This is a genomic window from Neorickettsia risticii str. Illinois (genome assembly GCF_000022525.1).
Classification (GTDB): domain Bacteria; phylum Pseudomonadota; class Alphaproteobacteria; order Rickettsiales; family Anaplasmataceae; genus Neorickettsia; species Neorickettsia risticii.
The window spans coordinates 306,007-328,903 of record NC_013009.1 but is presented as its reverse complement, the minus strand read 5'-3'; the positions used below and the strand labels follow the sequence as shown (position 1 = coordinate 328,903).

The 22,897-nt window shown below is 40.7% G+C and carries 17 protein-coding genes and 1 pseudogene; 6 read left to right on the top strand and 12 right to left on the bottom strand.

The window, feature by feature from the left end; translation table 11 throughout:
- Positions 1-398 precede the first annotated feature (398 nt).
- Entirely contained in the window at positions 399-1,334 is a 936-nt protein-coding gene (locus NRI_RS01615) for a complex I NDUFA9 subunit family protein (RefSeq protein ID WP_015816251.1), read from the top strand.
- A gap of 414 nt (positions 1,335-1,748) precedes the next feature.
- Here the strand turns inward: NRI_RS01615 and hemC are convergent, their stop codons facing one another.
- The 4 genes from hemC to NRI_RS01595 all read right to left on the bottom strand — a co-directional run bounded on the left by hemC (position 1,749) and on the right by NRI_RS01595 (position 5,347).
- Positions 1,749-2,609 carry a hydroxymethylbilane synthase gene (gene hemC, locus NRI_RS01610; RefSeq protein ID WP_015816250.1) on the bottom strand — a complete coding sequence of 287 codons (861 nt, stop codon included), beginning with the start codon at positions 2,607-2,609 and terminating at the stop codon, positions 1,749-1,751.
- 13 nt (positions 2,610-2,622) lie between these two features.
- Positions 2,623-3,756 carry an FAD-dependent monooxygenase gene (locus tag NRI_RS01605; RefSeq protein ID WP_015816249.1) on the bottom strand — a complete coding sequence of 378 codons (1,134 nt, stop codon included), beginning with the start codon at positions 3,754-3,756 and terminating at the stop codon, positions 2,623-2,625.
- On the bottom strand, positions 3,753-4,043 hold the full coding sequence (locus NRI_RS01600; protein WP_015816248.1) for an ETC complex I subunit: 291 nt from the start codon (positions 4,041-4,043) through the stop codon (positions 3,753-3,755). Before NRI_RS01600 ends, NRI_RS01605 begins: the two co-directional genes overlap by 4 nt.
- Positions 4,044-4,336: 293 nt before the next feature.
- On the bottom strand, positions 4,337-5,347 hold the full coding sequence (locus NRI_RS01595; protein WP_015816247.1) for a quinone oxidoreductase family protein: 1,011 nt from the start codon (positions 5,345-5,347) through the stop codon (positions 4,337-4,339).
- A 488-nt stretch (positions 5,348-5,835) separates the two neighbouring features.
- Here NRI_RS01595 and NRI_RS01590 point away from each other — a divergent pair, with 488 nt between their 5' ends.
- The gene (locus tag NRI_RS01590; RefSeq protein WP_015816211.1) at positions 5,836-6,636 is read left to right on the top strand and encodes a hypothetical protein; all 801 of its coding nucleotides are present in this window, start codon (positions 5,836-5,838) and stop codon (positions 6,634-6,636) included.
- Between the two features lie 120 nt (positions 6,637-6,756).
- Here NRI_RS01590 and sdhA read toward each other — a convergent pair.
- Positions 6,757-8,551, bottom strand: a pseudogene (sdhA, locus tag NRI_RS01585) (succinate dehydrogenase flavoprotein subunit).
- 251 nt (positions 8,552-8,802) lie between these two features.
- On the opposite strand from sdhA, the gene surE reads away from it, so the two are divergent.
- Complete coding sequence (gene surE / locus NRI_RS01580) at positions 8,803-9,585, top strand: 5'/3'-nucleotidase SurE (protein WP_238523028.1); 783 nt, start codon at positions 8,803-8,805, stop codon at positions 9,583-9,585.
- Between the two features lie 211 nt (positions 9,586-9,796).
- Positions 9,797-10,792 (top strand): tRNA dihydrouridine synthase DusB, encoded by a 996-nt coding sequence (dusB, locus tag NRI_RS01575; RefSeq protein WP_041351443.1) that lies wholly within the window; start codon positions 9,797-9,799, stop codon positions 10,790-10,792.
- A gap of 124 nt (positions 10,793-10,916) precedes the next feature.
- Here dusB and NRI_RS01570 read toward each other — a convergent pair whose 3' ends face one another.
- The gene (locus tag NRI_RS01570; RefSeq protein ID WP_015816242.1) at positions 10,917-11,657 is read right to left on the bottom strand and encodes a hypothetical protein; all 741 of its coding nucleotides are present in this window, start codon (positions 11,655-11,657) and stop codon (positions 10,917-10,919) included.
- A 345-nt stretch (positions 11,658-12,002) separates the two neighbouring features.
- On the opposite strand from NRI_RS01570, the gene NRI_RS01565 reads away from it, so the two are divergent.
- The gene (locus NRI_RS01565; RefSeq protein ID WP_015816241.1) at positions 12,003-12,563 is read left to right on the top strand and encodes a pyridoxine/pyridoxamine 5'-phosphate oxidase; all 561 of its coding nucleotides are present in this window, start codon (positions 12,003-12,005) and stop codon (positions 12,561-12,563) included.
- 193 nt (positions 12,564-12,756) lie between these two features.
- Here NRI_RS01565 and ppdK read toward each other — a convergent pair whose 3' ends face one another.
- The 5 genes from ppdK to NRI_RS01540 form a co-directional block, all read right to left on the bottom strand.
- Positions 12,757-15,360 (bottom strand): pyruvate, phosphate dikinase, encoded by a 2,604-nt coding sequence (ppdK, locus tag NRI_RS01560; protein ID WP_015816240.1) that lies wholly within the window; start codon positions 15,358-15,360, stop codon positions 12,757-12,759.
- A 128-nt stretch (positions 15,361-15,488) separates the two neighbouring features.
- Positions 15,489-16,196, bottom strand: a complete 708-nt coding sequence (locus NRI_RS01555) for a hypothetical protein (protein WP_015816239.1) — start codon at positions 16,194-16,196, stop codon at positions 15,489-15,491.
- A 27-nt stretch (positions 16,197-16,223) separates the two neighbouring features.
- Entirely contained in the window at positions 16,224-17,534 is a 1,311-nt protein-coding gene (proS, locus tag NRI_RS01550) for a proline--tRNA ligase (RefSeq protein ID WP_015816238.1), read from the bottom strand.
- Complete coding sequence (locus NRI_RS01545; RefSeq protein WP_015816237.1) at positions 17,531-19,768, bottom strand: ATP-binding protein; 2,238 nt, start codon at positions 19,766-19,768, stop codon at positions 17,531-17,533. The genes proS and NRI_RS01545 overlap by 4 nt, the downstream gene beginning before the upstream one ends.
- Positions 19,758-20,882 carry a hypothetical protein gene (locus NRI_RS01540; RefSeq protein ID WP_015816236.1) on the bottom strand — a complete coding sequence of 375 codons (1,125 nt, stop codon included), beginning with the start codon at positions 20,880-20,882 and terminating at the stop codon, positions 19,758-19,760. The genes NRI_RS01545 and NRI_RS01540 overlap by 11 nt, the downstream gene beginning before the upstream one ends.
- A 300-nt stretch (positions 20,883-21,182) precedes the next feature.
- On the opposite strand from NRI_RS01540, the gene rsmA reads away from it, so the two are divergent.
- Entirely contained in the window at positions 21,183-21,971 is a 789-nt protein-coding gene (gene rsmA / locus NRI_RS01535) for a 16S rRNA (adenine(1518)-N(6)/adenine(1519)-N(6))-dimethyltransferase RsmA (protein ID WP_015816235.1), read from the top strand.
- Positions 21,972-22,202: 231 nt separating this feature from the next.
- Here the strand turns inward: rsmA and NRI_RS01530 are convergent, their stop codons facing one another.
- Positions 22,203-22,829: a Tim44/TimA family putative adaptor protein gene (locus tag NRI_RS01530; RefSeq protein WP_015816234.1), complete on the bottom strand. Its 627-nt coding sequence runs from the start codon at positions 22,827-22,829 to the stop codon at positions 22,203-22,205.
- Positions 22,830-22,897: the final 68 nt, after the last annotated feature.

The window sequence follows — 22,897 nt, the reverse complement described above, 5'->3', positions numbered from 1 at the left end:
TAAGCAGACTCTTAACGCATGTTACTTGGCAGAGGAAGTCTTTGTATAAAAAGCATAACTGTTAAAGTGAAATCTCAGAAGTACAGGACTGGTTTTTTTACTATTAAAGGACGTATTCTTCGTCCGAATAAAGCATAGAATCAATTAAATTAACAAAGAAAAAACGGCTGAATTATGAGTGAATGGTATGTATTGCTTTTCCTCTTATCCTGTGAAAGACTAGCGTTGGCCTGGGCCATGCGTGAAAGGTATCAAAACTTTGAGCTACAGAAGAACTTGAAGGAGGCTAAAACGTCCATGCTCGGCGTAGCTTGGATGGATGCCGCCTCCACCTGTACAAACGGGTCTCAAGTTTCGAGATATCAAAAACGGTGGTTTGGGTCTTAATTGATTTGGTTATGAAAAAGATCACTGTTTTTGGCGGCGGTGGGTTTATCGGTTCTTATGTAGTGAGGGAATTGGTAAAGTCCGGTTACCAGGTTACCGTAGTTTCCAATTCGCTTTCGTGTGCAAAAAAACTTAAGCTCTCCGGAAATCTAGGCCAGATCTCGGTGGTACACGGTGACATAAGAGACCCCGGTGATATCGTGAAAGGCATCGGAAATTCTGAGATTGTCATAAACATGGTTGGTGTTCTAAGGGAAACTTCCAGCACTTCTTTTGATGCAATTAATCATTTGGCATGCGCGCAGGTTGCACAAATAGCTGCGGAGAATGGCGTGCGACGTTTTATTCATTTTTCCGCACTACTAGGTTGTAAAGGTGCAACCAAGTACGGTAGGAGCAAGATCAATGGAGAAAAAGCAGTGAGATCAGCTTTCCCAGAAAGCATAATAATTAGACCGGGAGTCGTTTTTGGAGAGGAAGACAACTTTATAAATCTCTTCGTTAAACTAGGCAGGAAATTGCGTATTTTACTTCTGCCTGCCTGCAAAACTGCATCAATACAACCAGTTTATGTTGGCGACATAGCTTTCCTAGTCGCTAAAATTTTGCAGAATGAAACATTGAAAGGTGGGATCTATCCAGTAGTCGGATCAAAAAGATACACACTGAGTGAAATTTGTTCGCTCATCAGCAGGCTTCTTGACATAACTGTGATATGCCTACCAATTCCCTATTGGATGGCACTTTGCGAAGCTGCACTCCTTGAGTGTTTCTTGCTGAAACCTATAAATAAGTTTCTCTCAGGTAAAACTGCACCAATTATAACACGCGAGCAAGTTAAGATGCTGAAGTACGGCAGTATCTCAGATGAAAACGCTTTACAGGAATTTACTATCCCTACAACTGCTCTTGAGGTGAAACTTCAGTCCTACATAAAAACAATTTAAATACTTCTCTTTTTGGAGTTATATTTGTGGCCTTCTCATTGTGAAATGCATGTGGCTTGTTCAATCGGTGCCCATTCAATTGACAGTCTAAGGTTTATGATACTAAGGCGTTTGCTGAATCTAAAAATTGCTTAGCTATTTAGAGGATTGCAGGCCGAGCATCCACTATTTACTGGATCCTAACAAAAAAAGCTTGAAAGACAGCCAGTAACGCCTACAAAAACTATAGGATTTGGTGATTTCTTAGTAAAACTCACACGTAGAATTGTATGAAGGATGTTCCAGTAATTACCACTTGTAGCACCTAATGAATAACATGTCAAAAGTAGGCAAGCTTTCCCTGGACGTCGTTCAGAACGATAAGAATAGCAATACTTGCAAAAATGAGTTCTAAAAAAATGCAGAGATAGCATTTTACATGCGCAAAAGCGCTAGAGCAGCGCTTCTACCAATTTGTTTCGCATTCAAACATGATCCCGAAGTCCTAAAGTAACATGGTCTGTTATCTTTACCCAGCATCCCTGTGAAATATAAAGTATTGTTTTTCACTACAGCGAGCGCACCTAAAGCAGTTTTGCAATCACCATTGATCTCTTCGAGGAAAGCACGCTCAGCTGTAGTACAAATGATAGTCTCTCTATCAGAAATGTTCAGAATCAATTCCCTAAGAAAATGATCCTTTTTCCTAAACTCAACACAAAGTGCACCCTGAGCGACACCGGGAAGCATAACATCTTCATGTATAACCTCTGAAATCATTTTACATAGACCAAGTCTTTCCAAACCACAGAAGGCGAGGATTATCCCATCTAAGTTTTTAGCTTTTTCTACCCTAGTGGCAATATTACCCCTCAAAGGGATAACCCGAAATCTTTGATTTAGTTGTACTACCCTGCGTGGAGCACAAGTTCCAATCACTGCCCCACTTGGCAGAGACAACATATTCGGGTATCGAAACGAAACAAAAACATCGTTAGGAATAGCCCTTTTGAGTACAGGAACAACTTCAAGATCATCGTGATAAAACGCGGGTACATCCTTCATTGAATGGACTGCTATATCTATTTCACCCGTGAGAAGTTTTTCTTCCAGCTCCTTAAGAAAAAGAGCTTTACCACCTACCTCAGTTAAAGGAATGTCACTGAGTATATCACCAGAGGTTCTTACTCCAACTAAATCGATTCTTTCACAATAGGGAGCAAGGGCTCTCTCTACAAGACGCGCCTGAGCCAGTGCTAATGTCGAACAACGCGCCCCAACCTTTAGAGACAACATATCCCGTCGATTACTACAGACCTTTTCCGGCGGCACGCTCCATGAAAAAACGCTTCAACCGACTACTCGATTCTATTACATCGAATACAAAGCCTCTAGCAGCGCGTAACGAAGGCGAAGCACAAGAAAAAGATTTAACAAGGAAATGAGTGAAAGCAACCATAGAAAGAGCACTTCGTCTTCTTCTCTTCAAATATGCGTCAGCCAACTCATCAAAATTGTCTAATCCATACTTATTCAACACGTCATGGAGATCTTTTAGATCATATACAGCCAAATTAAATCCTTGCCCGGCCACTGGGTGTATCCCATGTGCAGAATCGCCTATTAACATCACTGGCCCCTTACGTGGATTCATGCAAAAGTTTAATACAATAGGATAAACTGTTCGGGGCGTAAGAATTTTCTCAAACTCAATACCTGAAATTTTTTGTACCTCTGAAAGAAACTCCTTCTCATCAATTGTTGCAAAGGTATCACCAAAGGGAAACTTAACTGTCCAGATAAGAGAAAATTCAGTGCCTTTACGTAATGGTAACAATGCAAATGGACCACCTTCTAAGAACATCTCTACCGCAACATTAGAGTGTTCTCTTCCACTGCTTCTCAAATTACATATAAGACAACTCTGTCTATAGCTTGAGCGTATCATCTTGAAGCCCAGTAGTCCTGCAGTATTAGAGTACCTACCTTCTGCAACAAGCATATATCTTCCTTCAATCACTCTATCTGAGAAATCTACACGCACCTTATCATGGGAATGACATACATTCTTGTATGTACAACCGTAATTAATATCAATTCCTTTGTATAAAATATCCTGGAGCACCAGATTTGGCACCACATAACTCATTGAAAAATCCAGATTGGCCTGTTCACCCTCAAAGTGAAGAAAGGACCCACTTTTTTCTTGAAAAGTGTATATATCGCTTATGGGCACTGCAAACGGCTCTATCACCTCCCATAGATTGAGTCTTTCGAAGAAACGCACGGACTCACAACTAATCGCACTGGTTCTAAAGTCAACAGAGGCTTCGCCGCTTTTATCAAAGATGTAATAAGATAAACCAAGGTTCTTCAATAAATGCGCTGCTAGAACTCCGGATAGACCCGCCCCAGAAATTATAAAATCGTAAAACTTAGTCATTGAAAGTTATCCGCGTAGGACTTTGGCTTTACCTTTGCCTGTTGCGGCATGATAACAGTATAGTCAATACCATTTTTTTTGGCATAAGCCTCAGCTGCTTCTCTACTGTTAAATTTGAGCACCAACTGGGTTATCGTATCACGACTACCTACCCAACCCATTAATGGCTCTACATATTTTGGCTCATCAGAACAAAACTTGAGCACCCACTTTTGACCACCATACCCAGACTGAGTAGCTGCCTTGCTTGGTCTGTATATTATGGCCTTCTTGTTTTCAATAGACAAAATTTCAAGCTACAGTAAAATCAACACCCATTCTTATACTATAAAAGCAAATAGAACTCCAACCTACGCGCTCAAATGGGAACAACGAAATAAAATACCAGACAACCACCTATATGAACTTTCCCTCACACAATAAGATCAACAAATCTCACACGCTATACACCCTCCTCGCGAATAGCATATGAATAGACCGGTACTTGTACACCTACAACACACTGGCACCTAGAAAGATATATAACAACCCTTTCCAGATAAGAGGAATTCACATAGGCTAAACTGAAAAACCACGATATTCAAAAAATAACGACAGACGCTCCACTCACGTTGCCCGCCTCAATCTGCCTATGCGCTTCAGGTATGTCATCCAGACCTCTGCAGCGAAGAGCAATATTAGGTACTATCTTTTTGATTCGCATGTAATGGAAAACCTCAGCAACCGCAAGCACTGACTCCACATGATTACGTGCGTAATGAAAGAGCGAAGGATGAGTAAAAAACAAAGAACGCGCACGAAAAGCCTTCCAAGACATTGGAGGAATCTCCCCTGATCTTTGCTCATGGAGTACGTATATGCCGAATCGTGCAAGAGAGTTCAAGGAAAGCATGTAGGTGTCTCTACCAATACAATCATAAACAGCATTTACACCATACCCACGGGTGAACTTATGTATTCTCTCCCTGAGAACTTCTGGATCCTCAAGATAGTTAAGTAACAATTCGCAGCGTATATCTTTAAGTAATTCTAATTTTCTCATCGAACCCACAGTACCAATTATCTTGCACCCAGGAGCTCGAGCCTTAATCCATTGGCACAACATATCCCCCATATCCGTATCTACAGCATGGACCATCACTGTAAAATCATTCATGACGAGATAAGCCCTACACGTAAGGTAGAAGGATACCATTCCACTGTATAATGATGCTGCCACATCAACATCAGAGAGAAAATCTGGAATTTTATGAAGATATTTCAGCTTTATTACGCGTTCTTCAGAATAGGCACCATAGGGTATCGTTGCATAGCAGACTCTATCTCCGGGTTGAACATCCACAACCGCACCTTCACCCAACTCTTTGACCACACCGACTCCTTGACATCCCACAATCGCCGGCAACTTCCGCCTACTAGCATTCTCATGCAGATTGTAAAAGCCACTTCTTTGCTCAATATCTATGTAGTTTATTCCAATAGCCGTGTGCTTAATGAGAGCTTCATCACTTCTGGGCGCCCTAAAATTAATATCCACTGATTTAAAAACTTCTGGACCACCTGTCTTCTCTATAAGAAGCGCCTTTGTCATAGAATCATCTAAATTTTCGAGGAGATTCTACATCAGCATACTTTAATAAACTACTAGCAAATGAGTATGCATCACGCTACCGAGTAACTCTTCTAGCGACTAACTTATCCGCCATATGCTCTTCTGAACAATACAAATTTCCCAAGTTGCATCGAAACACTAAAAACATCTCAGGTTGAATGAGACAACCTACCTTGGCAATGAATGGAGCAATGCAAAAACAGCGTAGAATCTAAATGTCTGTTCAAGTACTACTCCTGCACGGACAAGATTCAAAAAAAGTCCATGCCATGGGGATGCCAAAGTCTAATATACGGCGAATAGACTAAGAAAAAATACTGTAGAATCTGAACGTCCGATTAAAAGCTATTCCTGAATGCACGAAGCTCAAGAAAGGGCCATGCGGATACCAAAGTCTAATATGCAGCGAATGGACTAAGAAAAAAAACACTGTAGAATCTGGATGTCCAGCCCACTACTATTCGTACATGTATAAGGCTCAAAAAAAGGTTCTACTATCTGGATACCAGAAGTCTCGTGCGTGGCTTCTTACTGGCCCCAGCTTAGATGATATGTTTGAGATTGCGATTAGATACGCAAAGTGGATCCTTAAATCTGATGAAGCGATAGGAGATTTAATGATCATCCAGGAAAGATCTATCAAAGTCGCTCACGTACAAAGGATACACGATTTTTTGAATCTAACCAGCAATTTCTCTAACCAGAAGATTATCATCATGAGTCATTTTGAGATAATTACATCTGGTGCAGCGAACGCACTCTTAAAAGTGCTAGAGGAAGGAAAACAGACAGCGACACTTATCCTGATAGCCAGATACTCACAGCAAATTACAAATACAGTCCGTTCACGTTGCTTTCACCTCTATTTCCCACTCTTTAAAAAAAGTACTGAAATAGACAAATTAATTGTGCAGTATAGAAATCTCCTAGAAAAATCTGTAGAGGAAGAAGCAAAGGATTCTCTTCCAACCCTAGATACACTTGGTCAGGATCTAACAACACAATTCCAGATGACCCAAAAATTTTCCGAGGCATCACTAAAGGATCTGCTATGCTTCACATTCAACCGGATCATTAAATTTCACCACGGAGTTTTGGAAAAAGAAAGCTTCTTTGGTGAAAGAATTCTACTAGGAAAATTAGGGCAATCAGCCATTTTTTGGCATAACAGGTGGCTGCAAATTAGCGAGGTACTCTCGACACCCGAAGAGCTTTACATAGAAAAAAAACACCTGTTGAGGATTGCTTTAACTACAAGGGAGATTTAGTTTTCTACTTACCAAACCACCAAAATAGTAAACATACACAGCCACGCCCGCAGGTGACCTCTCAAAAAAACTACTCATAAATCCTAGCTGAAAAGCTAACAGATGTGAGCAGAAAACAGACTAGTAGACCCTCTTTTGAGGAGGAAATGATTCTATTTCATTGCTCATTGGCTGCAGACGTACTGGCCTGTAGCCAAACTTTGTCTCATTACTGTCCGGTAGGAACCAAAACAGCGTGTGACGGAGCCAGTTTTCATCATCTCTTTCGGGATAATCCTCCCTAGCATGACTGCCTCTACTTTCTTTCCTATTCGCAGCTGACTCTATTGTTGCAATAGCCTGACCCACCATATTATCGAGCTCAAGCGTTTCGACGAGATCAGTATTCCAGATAAGTGAACGGTCAGTTACATTGATCTCATCCATTTCACGGAGGAGCTCCTGCATTTTTTTACATCCTTCATCTAGGACCTCCTGAGTCCTAAAAACGGCAGCGTGCTCCTGCATTATCAACTGCATTTTTTTTTCTTAGCACAGCTGTAGGAAGCCCACCGTCTGCATAACGGAACCTATCAAAGCGCGCCAGAGCCTGCTCTGTCAACTCCTTATCGATAGGAGAGTGCTTCGTATTGGCTTTTATCACCTCTCTGGCCCTAATAGCAGCTGTTCTACCAAAAACTACAAGGTCCAATAAAGAATTTGAGCCAAGTCTATTCGCGCCATGTACTGAAATACAAGCAGCTTCGCCTATAGCCATTAAACCTGGAACAACTTTCTCCACATTCTCATCATCCATGGTAAGGACTTCTCCATGATAATTTGTTGGAATCCCCCCCATGTTATAGTGGACAGTCGGAAGCACCGGAATAGGCTCTTTCGTCACATCCACATTTGCAAAGATACGTGCAGTTTCGCTTATACCCGGAAGCCGTTGTTCTATAACCTCGGAACCTAAGTGTGAAACTTGAAGATAGATATGATCTTTCTTTGGACCCACACCCCTACCAGCACGGATTTCCATAGTGATTGCACGACTCACAACATCTCTGGACGCGAGATCTTTCGCAGAAGGAGCATACTTAGACATAAACTTTTCCCCTTCTGAATTTATCAGATAGCCACCTTCACCACGAACCGCCTCACTTATCAAACAACCAGCCCCATAAATACCAGTTGGGTGAAATTGCACAAATTCCATGTCCTGGAGCGGCAAACCAGCCCTCAGAACAAACGCATTTCCATCACCCGTACAGGTATGCGCACCTGTGGCTGAAAAGTAAATACGACCGTAGCCACCAGTTGCTATCACAACGATATGAGCTCTGAACCTGTGTAATGAGCCATCTTTTAGGTCCCAAGCAATGACTCCCTTACAACCCTCATCATCCATGAGTAAATCAAGGACTATATATTCCACAAAAAATTCCGTATCCAGCTTTATAGACTGTTGATAAAGAGCGTGTAATATTGCGTGGCCTGTTTTATCCTCAGCAGCACATGTTCGAATAGCACGACCCTTCCCATAATGGGTCGTCATACCACCAAATGGACGTTGATATATTTTACCTTCAGACGTCCGTGAAAATGGCACACCGAAATTCTCTAATTCTATTACTGCACTGGAAGCATTTTTACACATGTATTCAATTGCATCCTGGTCACCAAGCCAATCGGAACCCTTGACAGTATCATAGGCATGCCATCTCCAATCATCTTCACTGATATTCCCTAATGCAGCACTAATTCCTCCTTGAGCTGCTACAGTGTGACTCCTAGTTGGAAAAACCTTGGAAAGACACGCAACCCTCAAACCCTGACTCGCCATACCCAAAGTGGCTCTAAGTCCAGAACCACCAGCTCCTACGACAACAACATCATATTCATGTTCAACAATTGGATAACTATTGAGAACCATAAACCACGTGCAAAAGACACAACGACCAAGCCCAAATTGTAGTCCAGGCAACTGAGGAAATCCATTACCTCGTTTACAAATGCTGTTCGTAAGTATTAACTGTCTACACGTATTAGTTAAAGGCTGGGTTATACAGCTAAAATCTCACTCACAAAGCTACTTCTGTTGAAAGATCAGCTAAATTTCATTGTGAAGACGGAAGACCTATTTGCTGAACTAACACAATTGTATACACTTAGGAGTCACATGGAGTGACTAGAATTTGTAGAATGCGCGCACTTATAACGAACGACGATGGATTTGATTCACCGGGACTGAAACTGCTCAGAGAATTTGTCCTAAGCATTGGCTTCCTGGAAACTATCACGGTGGCACCCAAAACAAATAGGACTGCATCTAGTCATGCTGTAAGCCTGGATAAAAAACTGAAAATCGAAGAAATTGCTGAAAACGTATTCTCAGTTGATGGAACCCCGGCAGACTGTGTTATAACAGCTTTCCATGATCCTAGACTTACGAAAAATGGTGTACCGGATGTAGTATTCTCTGGTGTGAATATTGGTGCAAACTTGGGAATAGACACGATATACTCAGGAACGATAGCTGCGGCCATGCAAGGCATGCTATCTGGAACAGCTTCATTTGCTTTTAGCCAGTTTTATTCTTCGAGTCCCAATACTATGAGCTGGAACATAGATAACCCTCACATAAAAAAATATATACTTTCAATGCTTGAAAAAGTTGACATCCTGAAAAATTGCGTGCTGAACATAAACATCCCTGAATGCCAAGTTATAGGAGTGAAACACGTGCCGCAGTATAGTAATATCGACGTCCGAAACAAGAAGGAATCCGCTATCAGAGCCAGGCCGCATGAAGAAGAAAACGAAAAATATGTTACGATTGAAGCAACATCTTCTCCGCAGTTTTGCGAATTTCTCAGAAGTGGCTATGTAACAGTAACCCCGGTTGGTTGTGACCTCACACACTACGCGGCACTGAAATTCCTCGATAAATCATCTAGCCTCGTATAGCATTTTCATGTAGACAAATACAATAAAGAACATTCAGAGTATTTAATGTAAAGGTAAAAGAGTATTTGAAGCCTTTATTGTATTTTCGAGTATTGACGCCGGAATGACGTCTTTAGTACCAAAGAGCGAGTCGAAATCCCAAAAGAGAACAGCTTGGACAGCTATACACAGTTAACTAGTGACTTTGTTAATCTTATCATTCTAAAGAACAATGAAACTCAACCTGGCTAATAACGTAAGTATTGACAACGTAATTCTGGCACCTATGTCTGGGGTAACTGATATGCCTTACAGGGATCTTGTAAAAAGCTTTGGCGCAGGACTTGTGGTTTCCGAGATGATCGCAAGCAGAGCTATGATTCTGAAAACAAAAGATACAATGAAAAAAGTTTCTTTGTCTCCTCGAGAGGATATCACTGCTATACAATTAGCTGGATTCGAGCCAGACGTAATGGCAGAAGCAGCAAAAATAAATGAAGATATGGGCGCTAAAATCATTGATATTAATTTCGGGTGCCCTGTTAAAAAAGTAGTCAACGGATATGCTGGTTCCTACCTGATGAAAGACGAATGTCACGCAGCAAAAATCCTCGAAACAACAGTAAAAGCGGTTAAAATACCAGTAACACTAAAAATGCGCACTGGTTGGGATGAAAATCACAGGAACGCTCCAAAATTAGCAAAAATTGCGGAGGACCTTGGAATAAAGATGATCACTATACATGGACGAACGCGAGCACAAATGTATAAAGGAAAGTCAGATTGGCAATTCATCCGGATGGTGAAAAACACTGTTAAGATCCCAGTGATAGCAAACGGTGATATAAAAACATACGAGGATGCTGAAAGAGCCTTGGCAGAGTCTGGCGCTGACGGCATTATGGTCGGTCGCGGAGCCTATGGAAAACCTTGGTCTATAAGAAATATGTTGCACTTTCTCAGGACAGGCGAAAAATTACAAGAACCTACACCACAGGAAAAACTTCCGATAATACTGCAACACATTAGCTCAATATTCTCTCACTATGGCACCGAAACGGGTATAGGAATCGCAAGAAAGCACATTCTCTGGTACAGCGCGAACTATAAAAACTCCGCCGAATTCCGGCAACAAATATGCCAAGAAACCTGTATAAAGAAACTTCTCGAAAGAGTGGAAGAGTTCTTTCATTCAGCTTGTTGCACCACCAAACTACCACAACAATAACTTGTATTCCTCAAAAATATCTGTGACCTTAGTAAAGAAGGATAACTGCACTCAGTAGGGTCGTGGGCGAGCACGCGGCATGCATCATCACTTTTGTTCATCACTAGATGAAGAGCAAAGAGAATTACCAAATATTCTTAATCCAGTTAGTAAAATATCTGATACCGTGTACAAACAGACTGAAGCCAGGGATTCTGTGTAAAAAGTTTGTTATTCTGCTGAGCAATGTAGAACTATGCAAGGCGCTTAACATGCCGTTTTCATAACAGATATAGAACTCCTGTAAAGATATAGATCCTTCGCTAATAGCATCATACAAGTTAGCCAAGTTGTGTAACGTACCAGTAGGATCGAATCCTTCATCTGTATCGATAACATCTTGATATCTTGATAGTTGCATTAATACCTTAAAACAGATCTGTACAGTAGCTTCCTTATAGTCAGGTACATCAGTGCTTGTCGAATCATCTCCTAAGACGACGCTAAACAACTCAGCAAAACTACGAACTTTTTTATGCGGAACCGTACCCATACAAGGAAAAAAAAATTCTTCGGCAACAAGCTTAAGGAGCCCCTTCAAAAGATATTTTTCTTTCCCCACAAAGAATCCCGCATTCTCAGGCCCTGAATAATTCAGCACCGCCCCAGAGAAAACATCACTAACATCATCTCTCCGCTTTACAAAAATACCTGCAAAAAGAAGAAGAAAAATCGCGTTTACATTCTCATCATTCTCTTCAATCGCTAACCTCTCAACCACATCATCTTTAATGAAAACATAGTCACTGAAAAGTTGTAATAAGTTTGGATGGCTCAGAAATTGAACAATTTTGTCCTTCTCCCTTTCACTAAAGACGCGCGGCATAAACCGACAATTTCAACTGCAAGATCAAGGCTAAGATAAAGAACTTAAAAAAGGCTAAATCTGGAATAGACTATATATACTTGTCAATAGAACGATTTGGCTTATCTAGCTATACATTACTCTTACATGTCTTTGCGGTTTGAACAAAAGGGTACAGTATCGTACGGCACTCAACTTAATCCGTAAATCTTCCAAGAAAAATCATCTTTTTAGTATAAACACGACATACATAAGTGACTTAATAGCCTTTGCAACGTCCTTTTTTATGAAAATTTCCTTGCGTGAAAAAGTAATGTATGATTCCTGCATCATGATTAATGTATAGTGAACCTGGTAGGCTTTTGAATGGATGCGGATCCAATTGCACAGTTTTTGCTATGGCAAAAGGATGCTAATGCTTACGACAGAACTGCTGCCGTGCTTGCAACATGTACAAGGGATAATATTCCCTATGCGAGGACGATTTTAGTGAAGGATGTTACCACGGATGGATTTACATTCTATACCAATATGAATAGCACCAAAGGTAAAAACCTGTTTGATAATCCAAAAGCAGCGATCGTATTTTACTGGAACGAAAGACAGGTTATCGGACGTGGCGATGTTTTCCTTATAGGTGAAAAGGAAGCAGACACAAACTTTGCCTATCGTCCACGAAGGAGCAGAGCTGTCACTACAATTTCCAAGCAATCTCAAGAATTAACAAATGAAACACTTTTCCTTAGTGCGGTGGAGAAGCTAGAAAATTCCAGCGACCCGATAAGACGACCAAAGCACTGGGTGGGGTTTCAGTTGAAGCCATACGCCATGGAGTTTTTCCTTGCTGGCGAACACAGATTGAACAAAAGATACCTATATCTTCTCCAATCAGATGGAAAGTGGAAAATTTCTAGACTGTATCCATAGGTGTTTCAGATCTAAAAAGACGTATACTAAAAAATCAACGCTAAGCAGGCAATGATGCACACAGCGGAATCACTTGGCGAGAAATGAGTGCACAGATCAGGAAATAGGCAATCCGGGTCAGATTTCCTCCTCTCATGTACTAATCGTGATAATTGGCAGTATTGAAAAAAGCTCTAATCTCAATAAAAGTCAACTAAAGAGTCTCATTGTTTTGCTTCGTCTTGATGAAATGCTGTGCAGCTGCGACTTTCGCAATCGGCACCCTATACGGTGAACAAGAAACGTAGTCCACACCCGAAGACGCAAAAAACTCTACAGAGTATGGGTCACCACCATGTTCACCACAGATCCCTATCTTCAGTGTTTTGTTTGCACTTCTGCCTTTTTTGATAGCTTCCCTGATCAAGAAACCAACACTTTCAACCTGAATAGAGATAAACGGATCCTCCTTGAACAAACCTCTTTCCTTGTAAATATTCATAAACATTCCGCAATCATCTCTCGAAATACCCAAAGTAGTTTGAGTGAGATCATTAGTCCCAAAACTAAAAAAATCTGAATTTTCAGCTATCCTGTCAGCAAGAATTGCAGCAGAAGGCAATTCGATCATGTTACCCAATAAATAATCAGCCGAGTACCCTTGCGCAACCGACGTGACAAGCTGTTTTATAGCATACAGCTCATCTGCGTTCATGATAAACGGAATCATAACCTCTAGTTTTACGCCACCAACTTCTTGTGCCGCTCCAAAAATCGCATGAAGCTGCATCTCATATATCTCAGGATGCGATATTGCTATCCTACAACCACGATGTCCAAGCATCGGATTCTCTTCTTTGAGCGCCTTTATCCTTCTTTGTATGAAGGACTCTTCAAGTGTAGAGTGCCTCCTAAAACTCTCCAAGCTCGCTTCATCAGCTGGTAAAAATTCATGTAATGGAGGATCAAGTAGCCTTACTGTGACGCACTTACCCTGCATTTCACGAAAAATCGCCGCAAAACAGCCTTGCTGAATAGGAAGCAACTTTTTTAGGGCTGTACTTCTCTGCCGTAGATCTTCTGCAACTATCATATCCCGGACTATATGAATCCTATCCTCTGAAAAAAACATATGCTCAGTTCTACAGAGACCTATCCCATCCGCCCCAAATTTCAATGCCACTTCGACATCTTCTTTCGTTTCAGCATTTGCCCTCACAGATATTCGCCTAAACTCATCGACCCAACCCATGAAAACGCTAAATTCATCGGAAAAACTGAACTCAGAAGTACTTGCGTTCCCTAAAATAACATTACCACTCGCACCGTCAATTGTAATTTCATCTCCTCTGTTCAAAGTTACATCTGGGATAATACGCAGAACCTGAGAATATTGGTCAATGCTTCCACCAGAAAGGGCGCAAATACAAGGCTTGCCCATTCCTCTTGCAACAACAGCTGCATGCGAAGTCATACCACCTCTCGTCGTAAGAATTGCCACTGCAGCATGCATACCCGCGATATCCTCTGGACTGGTCTCACTTTTGACAAGAATCACCTTCTCGCCACCTTGAGCTCGCTTCACTGCCTCCTCAGTGGAGAAAATTATTTTTCCAGAAGCAGCGCCTGGTGATGCGGGCAAACCACTACCTATTATTTGATGATTCGCTTCATCATCAATTCTAGGGTGAAGCAAGCTTTCTAGCGACTTTGGGCTGATTCTGAGAACAGCTTCTTCTTTTGTTATCAATCCCTCCTTTACCATATCGACAGCAACCTTTATCGCCGCTTCTACTGAACGCTTTGCACTCCTTGTCTGGAGTATATACAAGGCGTCATCCTCAATAGTAAATTCGATATCTTGCACATCCCTATAGTGCTTTTCCAAACTTTGACAAACCGATTCAAGCTGCTCGTACAATCTTGGATTCTCAGACTTCAGTTCGTTAATAGGTTTAGGTGTCCTCACACCGGAAACAATATCTTCTCCTTGTACACATTTCATGTACTCACCGAATATCGTTTTGTGACCATTGGAAGGATTCCTTGTAAATAGAACACCAGAACCAGAATGCTCATTGAAATTTCCAAAGACCATACTCTGTATATTAACCGCGGTACCTACACTCTCTGGAATACCATGAATTTTTCTGTACGTCTTTGCGCGCTCATTTCCCCAGGACTGGAAAACAGCCTCTATACAAGCCATGACCTGTACATAAACATCCTCTGGTAAAGAAGCACGAGAATTCCGTTTTACAACTTCGCGAAAAGCCTCGATGAGCTCGTGCAAGTCGCTGATGCTGAGATCATGATCACTCAGGACACCCTTGGAGTTCTTGTAATTGTACAGCACCTCTTCAAAATGATAGGACTCTACTTTTAAAACCACGTCCCCATACATTTGAATGAGCCTTCTATAGCTATCGAGAATAAACCTGCTACTACAAGAACCGACGATCTCATTGTTTAGCCCTACATTAAGAACAGTATCGAGCATCCCCGGCATAGAAAACTTACTACCTGAACGCACTGAAACCAATAGCGGTCTTACTTTTGATCCAAATACCTTACCGGTGGCAGCCTCAAGGACTCGCAACGATCTTCGTACTTCCTTTTCTAAAATCTTGCGGAAGAGATCTCTATCACGATGATAAAGCTCACAGGCACTTGACGAAATTGTAAATCCTGGCGGCACTGGCAATCCCATGTTGCACATCTGTGCAAGATTCGCACCCTTACCACCAAGCACATCCAGCATCGAGGCATCCCCGTCCGCATTAGAAGGGGAAAAATGATATACAAGCTTCTCTGACATCGGGAAGTCCTAGAATCACTCAGAAAGACAACAGGAAAGGTCACCCCCATATATTAAAAACAAGGGACAACATATGCAACATCTAGCGAGATTCAGACTATAGAAAATTTTCACGCACGATACTCTTCTTACATAGCCAGAGAATCATTTTGCGCTTCAACACTCTTAACTTTCTCCACATAAAAACATGCAGATGGAAAAAATTCTGCCTGTCTATGATAAAGTAGGTTCTGAAGCGCAATGGAAAAAATGATGCCCAAGGCTGCGGTCGCTATACCAACAACAATCGAAATACCGACGACAATTTCTGTTCTGTGCTGTTCAATATCAGAGAAAAGTTCTCTTATTCCTCTGATTGCAACATATTGAACGAAACAAAAAAAGCCTGCAGTTAGAAGAGAAATAGAGTAATAACACAGGTTCACAACAAGATTGTCAGGACTTGTAAAATTCCTCCACCACCTTTGCACCGCGTTCCCTTCTCCTTGCTGTGGCTCTGTTTCCTCATATCTTGACAGATTCACAGCCTTTAGGACTCTTACATTCCTTACACTATTGCTAATTACGCAACCAAGAATCGGAAATACTATACACAGAGCAAATACATACATCACCACCCTTGCTGCCAATTCATTTTGATCAGAGAACCACTCTCGTGATATTACTGGAACACCAACTTTTACAAAGAAACCAATAGCAGCAGCCAAAAAAGAAAAAAGAAACGGTAATATGATTTCTTTTGCGGCGATCTTTCTCTTTAGGTACTCATTCTCCTCCTGCAGCACCTGGACACGTACTTGCAAAAGCCGTAATTGTTCTCCTTCAGATGTACTCACAAGATTGTCTCCCACAAATATGCACGATCATGTATACCTAAAACCCGAAATAAGCTCGTTAAAATTGCAGCTTTCTCTTTTCGAGTCAAGGCGGCATTTTAGCTCAACTGTCCCATCGATGATAGCATTCTTACCGACAATTATTTGGAAAGGCACTCCAATTAAGTCCATCCTGGCAAACTTCACACCCTGACTATCAGTCGTATCATCATAGATGACGCTGTCCAATTTGGAAAAAATCTCCTCAGCAAGACCACAAGATTCCTCATGCAAATTAATAAGCCCAACCTTAAATGGCGCGATGGACTCCGGCCAAATAATACCTTTATCATCCGAATACACTTCAATTATCGCAGCAAGTAGTCTCGAAATTCCAATACCGTAGGATCCCATGTAAAAATTCTTCTTCATTCCATCTCTATCCGAGAAGCGCGCCTGCATAGGAGCAGAATACTTCTCCCCAAATAGGAAAATATGCCCAACCTCTATTCCTTGCGCTGCGCAGATTCTGTTGTCATCTTCTATACTAGAGCTGTTACATTCCTCGGTGAAACAAGACAGCTCCTGTAATTTCGCTGTCATGACAGATACTGCATGTTCATCGGAAGGATCAATTTTGCAAAATTCATCTACAAGCTCTCCTATCTCCTCCGGATAAAAAATCTTACCCTCTCCTCCTTCAGTCGTAGTAATATGGAATTCGTGATTCAGACTGCCGCCTATAACTCCAGCATTTGCTCTACAAGGGATTGGATTGAGCCCAAGTCGCTTAAAAATACGCAAATAGGACTGATAGACTTTGTTATAAGAAATTCTAGCAGATTGCTGATCTACATCAAAACTGTAGGCATCCTTCATGAGAAACTCACGAGCACGCATGAGGCCAAATCTTGGCCTAATTTCATCCCTAAACTTCCACTGAATGTGGTAAAGAATCTTAGGCAACTGCTTATAGCTCGCAAGATCATCTCTAACTATTGCTGTAATGACTTCTTCGTTTGTCGGACCAAACAGAAGCTCGTTGTCATGTCTATCCTTAAACTTCAACAGCTCTCTACCATAGTCCGAATACCTTCCTGATTCCTCCCAGAGCTTAGCCAATTGAATGCAGGGCATTAGCATCTCATGCATTCCCATAGAATCAAGCTCTTGCCTGATTATACTTTCGATATTTTTTAGCACCTTGAGACCCAAAGGCAGCCAACTATATAGACCAGCCCCACACTGCTTTACAAGCCCAGCACGCAATGAATATTTGTGCGAGCGCAACTTAACCTCACCCGACACATTTTTCATAAGGGGTAAATAGTACTCGGATACTCTTGCTTTATTTTTCATGCACTCTGACCCCTATCTTCAGTTAGGCTTATGACCTTAGAAATTAACTCATTAATCCCAAAAGGCTTTGCTATAAAAATTTCATCACGATTCTTACTGTCTAGATGTAACTTGTCACGTGTGTAACCAGACATGAAAAGAACTTTGAGATCCGCTTTCTGCTTTCTCATCTCCTTGACCATTTCCGGACCATCCATACCTGGCATTACGACATCTGTAATTAGTAGGACAGCCGTATCTTTTTCTTCTTCAAATTTTTCAAGAGCTGACTTACTACTTTCGTACTCGACGACACTAAAACCCTGTCGAGTTAAAGCTTTCACTAAAAAATTCCTGACAATTTTTTCATCTTCAACTAGCAGTATCTTTGCACCTTTGCTTTTCTCTGAAGGAACTAAATCTTCATCAACCTTTTTTGCATCGTTACTGATATCTTCATAGGAAACTGGTATCAAAAGTGTAAAAACGGAACCCTGGCCTTCGGTGCTCTCGACATTTATGTAACCCTTCATCTGTTTCATTATGCCATAAACAGTAGAGAGACCTAAACCTGTTCCCTTGTCTACACTTTTTGTTGAAAAGAAAGGATCAAAAATTTTGGATAGTATCTCTTTGTTCATTCCACAACCGTTATCACGAACTGTGAGGCTTATGTACTCTCCTTTTAAAACAACCTCCTCATTTTGAGTACCAATAAGAACAACATATTTTTTGTTTACGAAAGTTTCTGCAATTTCAACAGTGATTTCCCCACACGCTTCTATTGCATCACGTGCATTGACTATTAAATTGATAAGACTTTGCTCTATCTCTGTCCTGTCGACTCTTACATTTTTCAGACCTGACCTAATGACAAAAGTCAGCTTGATATTTTCTGGAACGAGCCTTTCTACAAACTGCCTCATACTTTTCACAACTTCTGCCATACTCAGAACCTCGGGATGCAGAGTTTGTTTTCGAGAAAAAGCCAAAATTTTCTTTACCAAGTCTCTACCTTTTTTTGCGCTATACCTTATCTGAGCAATGTTATAGTAGTGCTTACTTTCTAGTCGAACGTCTTCAAGTAGAATCTCTGCAAAGCCCATTATCGCGGTAAGAATGTTATTAAAGTCGTGAGCTATGCCACCACTTAACTCACCTAAAGAAACTATCTTCTGAGAATGCTGAAATTTTTTCTGCAAGTCACTTAACTCGCTTAGATCAACAAGAAAACCTGCATTAAGGATACCATAATTTGAAAGGTAAAGTCGTGCACTATCACCGCTCTCCGTGGAGAAGTTAAATATAGACGGCCCATCTCCACGCTTTAAATCACTCAATTTATCACGAAGAAACTGCTTTATCTGGTCTCCCTTCTCGAATATGTCAAAAAAAGCATCATTCGCGCTAATTATCTCTAAATCATTGCTCATCAAAACAATCCCAATGGATGCATTGTCCGCTAGCTCTCTAATTTCTTTCAACTTTGGTACTAACACTCCATAATGTGTGTCATTGAGACACCTTCTGTAGTTTTGCAGGAAGAGGCCTTTACGGTTTTGTTCTGTTAAAAAAACTTCCGTTAGTCTGTAAAGCTCATCCTCAAGAAAAGTTTTTTTATAACTTACCTCTTCGAAATAGCGAGCACCCCTGTATTGTAATGAATCACCTTTGACGCTGTATAAGGAAACCCCTGCCTCTCGCAGAAGTACATCGTAAATTTCTCTTTCACCAACTCTCCTAGCCGCAACAATGAAATACCCCTTTGGACGAATCATTGGAATAATTTCTATCACCTGCCCATCGCAAGAAAAACGGTGATACAACACCCCTTCCCTGATATCAGAAATAAACTTTTCGTACTTCTCTCCTAAAAGAGATTGAAGATTTTTCACCTTCGTTCTCTCATCCCTGTATACTACCTCGCCATTATTGGTGATGATCAAGTAAAATTCTGTCAGTGCCTTTGCAGCATTCGAGTAGAACATATTTTGAAATTCCGCTGCTGCAAGTACTAAGTGAAGCTTTTTTAAGTTGTAGGTGAGGAGAAAAAATATGATAATCCCAAATGCGTAGAAAAGTCCTTTAATTTCGTAAACGCCTAACAGATCTATCGAATTGAATTCCAAAACAATTGGAGCACCGCATAGAAACTGCAGTAACATTAAAATGAAAACTAAGAAAAATCTTCTCGGATACCTGATAACAAAGTTCAGCTTGTTCTTTTTGATACCATCTGTGTATCTACTTTTCATTTTCCTTCACTTTTCGCTTTAGATAATCTATTTTCTCCTCTGATACCATCTTATCTATAAGCAAAATCTCCTTTTCCGCTGCTAACTCGTCTATGGTTGCATTCATATTCGCCCTTTCAAAAGCATAGATGTTGTTTAACTCTTTCAACTTATTGTTTTCACTCGTAAACTGGACTACTTTACTCTTATTTCTTTCCACTTCTCCTGAAAGAAAATTTATCCCAGCATACACTTCACAGAATTCACGTATATAGAAATGGTATACCGCACCTTTGCCTGCGACGCTATTCAATAATTTTGAGGTCTCCTTCCAAACAAAAACGCAACAGCAGAACGAGAGGCATAACCAAGCAAAAAATAAAAGGGCAAAATCGACAAAATTTATGATCGAGAACATGTTTACATCACCCCTATAAAAATAGCATATTTTAATCGGAGCCACCTCGTTCGCTCTTATAAACCCATACGAATATTTTCCTTTTATTAGATTGAGAAAACTAGAAAATCTTTTATTTTTTAAATCGTAAAACTCAACCTTCCTATCAAGATTAACAGAAAGTAATACTTCATTATTTTCCTTTAAGATGGCTATTTGCATGTATGGATCTCCTCTCACTAAATCTTCCATTGCTGCAAACAGATCATTAAGTGATAAGTAAAACAGCAACCGCCCAGTATTTTTAGGGCTTTTAACAACGACTGTGATCGGCAACACTGGTTCCCCCCTCGAAGAAGCAAAATCTCTTTGGAGCAGCGATCTACCTATTGAAACGGCGGGAAACAAATTACTTCCAACTTGATCGGTCACCTTTTCCGCGTCATCATCTTTGAACCAGTAGGCATATATCTTCTCATTCTTTTGATTGAAATCTGCAATTTCCCTTTCCACCAATTCAGTATTAATTATTCTATTGCAAAGGTCTGTGATTTTTTGATACGCCCACTCTGTGGATTGATTGACAAGAGCTTCCATTTTTGCTGCGTACCCATCCATAACAACCTGTACCCTGGACGCTTCAACTGCCTCGCGTGATAAAGAAAAGATTACAACACAAAAAACAATGCTTAGAATTAAGTAGAGGCCGCTGTACAGTGAAAAAGATGGTATTTGCAATGTAGTCTGGCATAATCGACTGCAAGATAATAGCAGAAAATAATATAAATCCTCAAACTAGAATGATTTATATAAAAATTTGCAAGTGTTAAGTTGCATCTTTAATAGAATTGCATATTTATCCGAAAATGATGCCTGACCTATCCCAAAAAAGTTGAAGTTACACATCAAGTTATACGACAAGTAGGAAGTAAATTTGTGCAAAATAAATGGGTAAGCAAACAGGAATCGGGTTTTGCTTCGGACAAAGTACTAGGGCTATATTTGAATGACGAACTTATTCATCAGAAAAAGTAAAAGGTGCAACGATATAACAAACTACTTGGACAACACTTTATCTACGACAGGGAAGTGCTTGACAAAATAATCGACACAGTAACATCAGTAAAGGGCAAACACATTTTCGAAATAGGTGCTGGATCAGGCACATTGTCTGCCGCCATACTTCTGAGAGAACCAGCTTCGCTTATGTCAGTCGAGAAAGATAAAAGATTTTCAGAATCACTGTCTTCCCTCATGGCACAATATCAAAATTACAAATACACCATAGGTGACGCTTTACTCATTCGACTAAGCAGTTTGTACAAACAAGAAAAGGTCACAATAATTGCAAATTTGCCATACAACATTGCTACGCATCTTTTGCTGGGATGGATGAACGAGCTAGAGCACATTCGAGAAATGGTGCTAATGTTCCAAAAAGAAGTGGCAGACCGTATTTGTGCACAGCCTAAAAGCAAAAGCTATGGCACTTTATCTGTTCTAGTGCAGCTAGAATGTAAAGTGGAGTCACAATTTACACTTGCACCAGAAGTTTTCACGCCACCACCAAAAGTAACATCTACCGTTCTGAAGCTTACACCGCTAGAAAAGAAATGGCCAAGAAACAAACCTGTTTTAGAAAAGATCCTGACAGAAGGTTTTTCTCAGCGAAGAAAAATGATCAAAAAAAGCCTATCAAGAGTTTTCAAAGACTCTGAAGCACTACATTTTGCATTAGCGCACGCAGGAGCCAGTCCCACAATGAGAATAGAGGAACTTAACCCCGAGCAACTCTGCAAGCTTTCTTGTATGGCAGAAATGAACTAGCTTCAAGAGAGGAACGCGTCTTTAAACTTTGTAAAAGAAAGTTAACTTCAACAAGTTGATTCCTCCTTGTAAAACACCCAAGACGCACAAACGATAAAATTGTATGCAACAAGCACCCTCTCCTTTCCTGCAACAAAAAAGTCACCGCAGAAACAGAGCAGATCAGACTACCAAACGAAAATCAAGCCAAAACACCCTAGTAGCAAAACGAATGAATAACCTGATTATGATCTAGGAAAACTCGCATACGACCCAGCTATTATTGGGCGACCTTAACGACCTTTCAAATACCCATTTATCCTCTATCACTTCTATTGTGTCGTGGTCCCCAGACAGTATGCGACCAGCATCATCGCGTACAACATTAATCTGCTCGGAAACGAACCGTACGGTCGCATACAAAACACCTTTTATTACGTCAAGCTTAATCAAATTCTTCGACCGCAAAGCAACCAAAGTTCTTTCAAGAGTATTACCTCGGATCTTGCGCTGTGCTACTTTCTCCGAGACAACACTAAAGGCTTTCTTGGAAAGCAACTTTGATAAAACCTTTAGATCGCAATCGGTAAAAGCCTTGGTGAACATTTCAAAAGCGCGCTCAGCACCTTCCATAAACCGATCTGTCGAAAAATCCTGTTTCCATAAAGATTCAATCTCTTTTTTCGCAGACACGATCTCTTGAAGATCACTTGGAGCAACGTAAGTAAATTGATCAATGGCCCTGACCTTCTTTTCAAGAATTTCTTTTACTTCCGCAGCCTTAAAACCCAGCTCGCGTTCAACAGATACCCTACCAAAAGACGCATAAAGCCTGTTAAAGATAAAAAAAACTAATATCGCGTATAATACTAACTCCATAAACCAGCAAAAACAGTCACCTGAAAAATAGCACTACTAACCCAAAAAATGGAAAGGTGGACAAAACG

Excerpts from the sequence above, each read along its gene's own strand:
- NRI_RS01615 (WP_015816251.1), top strand. The coding sequence starts at position 399 with ATGAAAAAGATCACTGTTTTTGGCGGCGGTGGGTTTATCGGTTCTTAT.
- hemC (WP_015816250.1), bottom strand. The coding sequence starts at position 2,609 with ATGTTGTCTCTAAAGGTTGGGGCGCGTTGTTCGACATTAGCACTGGCT.
- NRI_RS01605 (WP_015816249.1), bottom strand. The coding sequence starts at position 3,756 with ATGACTAAGTTTTACGATTTTATAATTTCTGGGGCGGGTCTATCCGGA.
- NRI_RS01595 (WP_015816247.1), bottom strand. The coding sequence starts at position 5,347 with ATGACAAAGGCGCTTCTTATAGAGAAGACAGGTGGTCCAGAAGTTTTT.
- NRI_RS01590 (WP_015816211.1), top strand. The coding sequence starts at position 5,836 with ATGTATAAGGCTCAAAAAAAGGTTCTACTATCTGGATACCAGAAGTCT.
- dusB (WP_041351443.1), top strand. The coding sequence starts at position 9,797 with ATGAAACTCAACCTGGCTAATAACGTAAGTATTGACAACGTAATTCTG.
- NRI_RS01570 (WP_015816242.1), bottom strand. The coding sequence starts at position 11,657 with ATGCCGCGCGTCTTTAGTGAAAGGGAGAAGGACAAAATTGTTCAATTT.
- NRI_RS01565 (WP_015816241.1), top strand. The coding sequence starts at position 12,003 with ATGGATGCGGATCCAATTGCACAGTTTTTGCTATGGCAAAAGGATGCT.
- ppdK (WP_015816240.1), bottom strand. The coding sequence starts at position 15,360 with ATGTCAGAGAAGCTTGTATATCATTTTTCCCCTTCTAATGCGGACGGG.
- proS (WP_015816238.1), bottom strand. The coding sequence starts at position 17,534 with ATGAAAAATAAAGCAAGAGTATCCGAGTACTATTTACCCCTTATGAAA.
- NRI_RS01545 (WP_015816237.1), bottom strand. The coding sequence starts at position 19,768 with ATGAAAAGTAGATACACAGATGGTATCAAAAAGAACAAGCTGAACTTT.
- NRI_RS01530 (WP_015816234.1), bottom strand. The coding sequence starts at position 22,829 with ATGGAGTTAGTATTATACGCGATATTAGTTTTTTTTATCTTTAACAGG.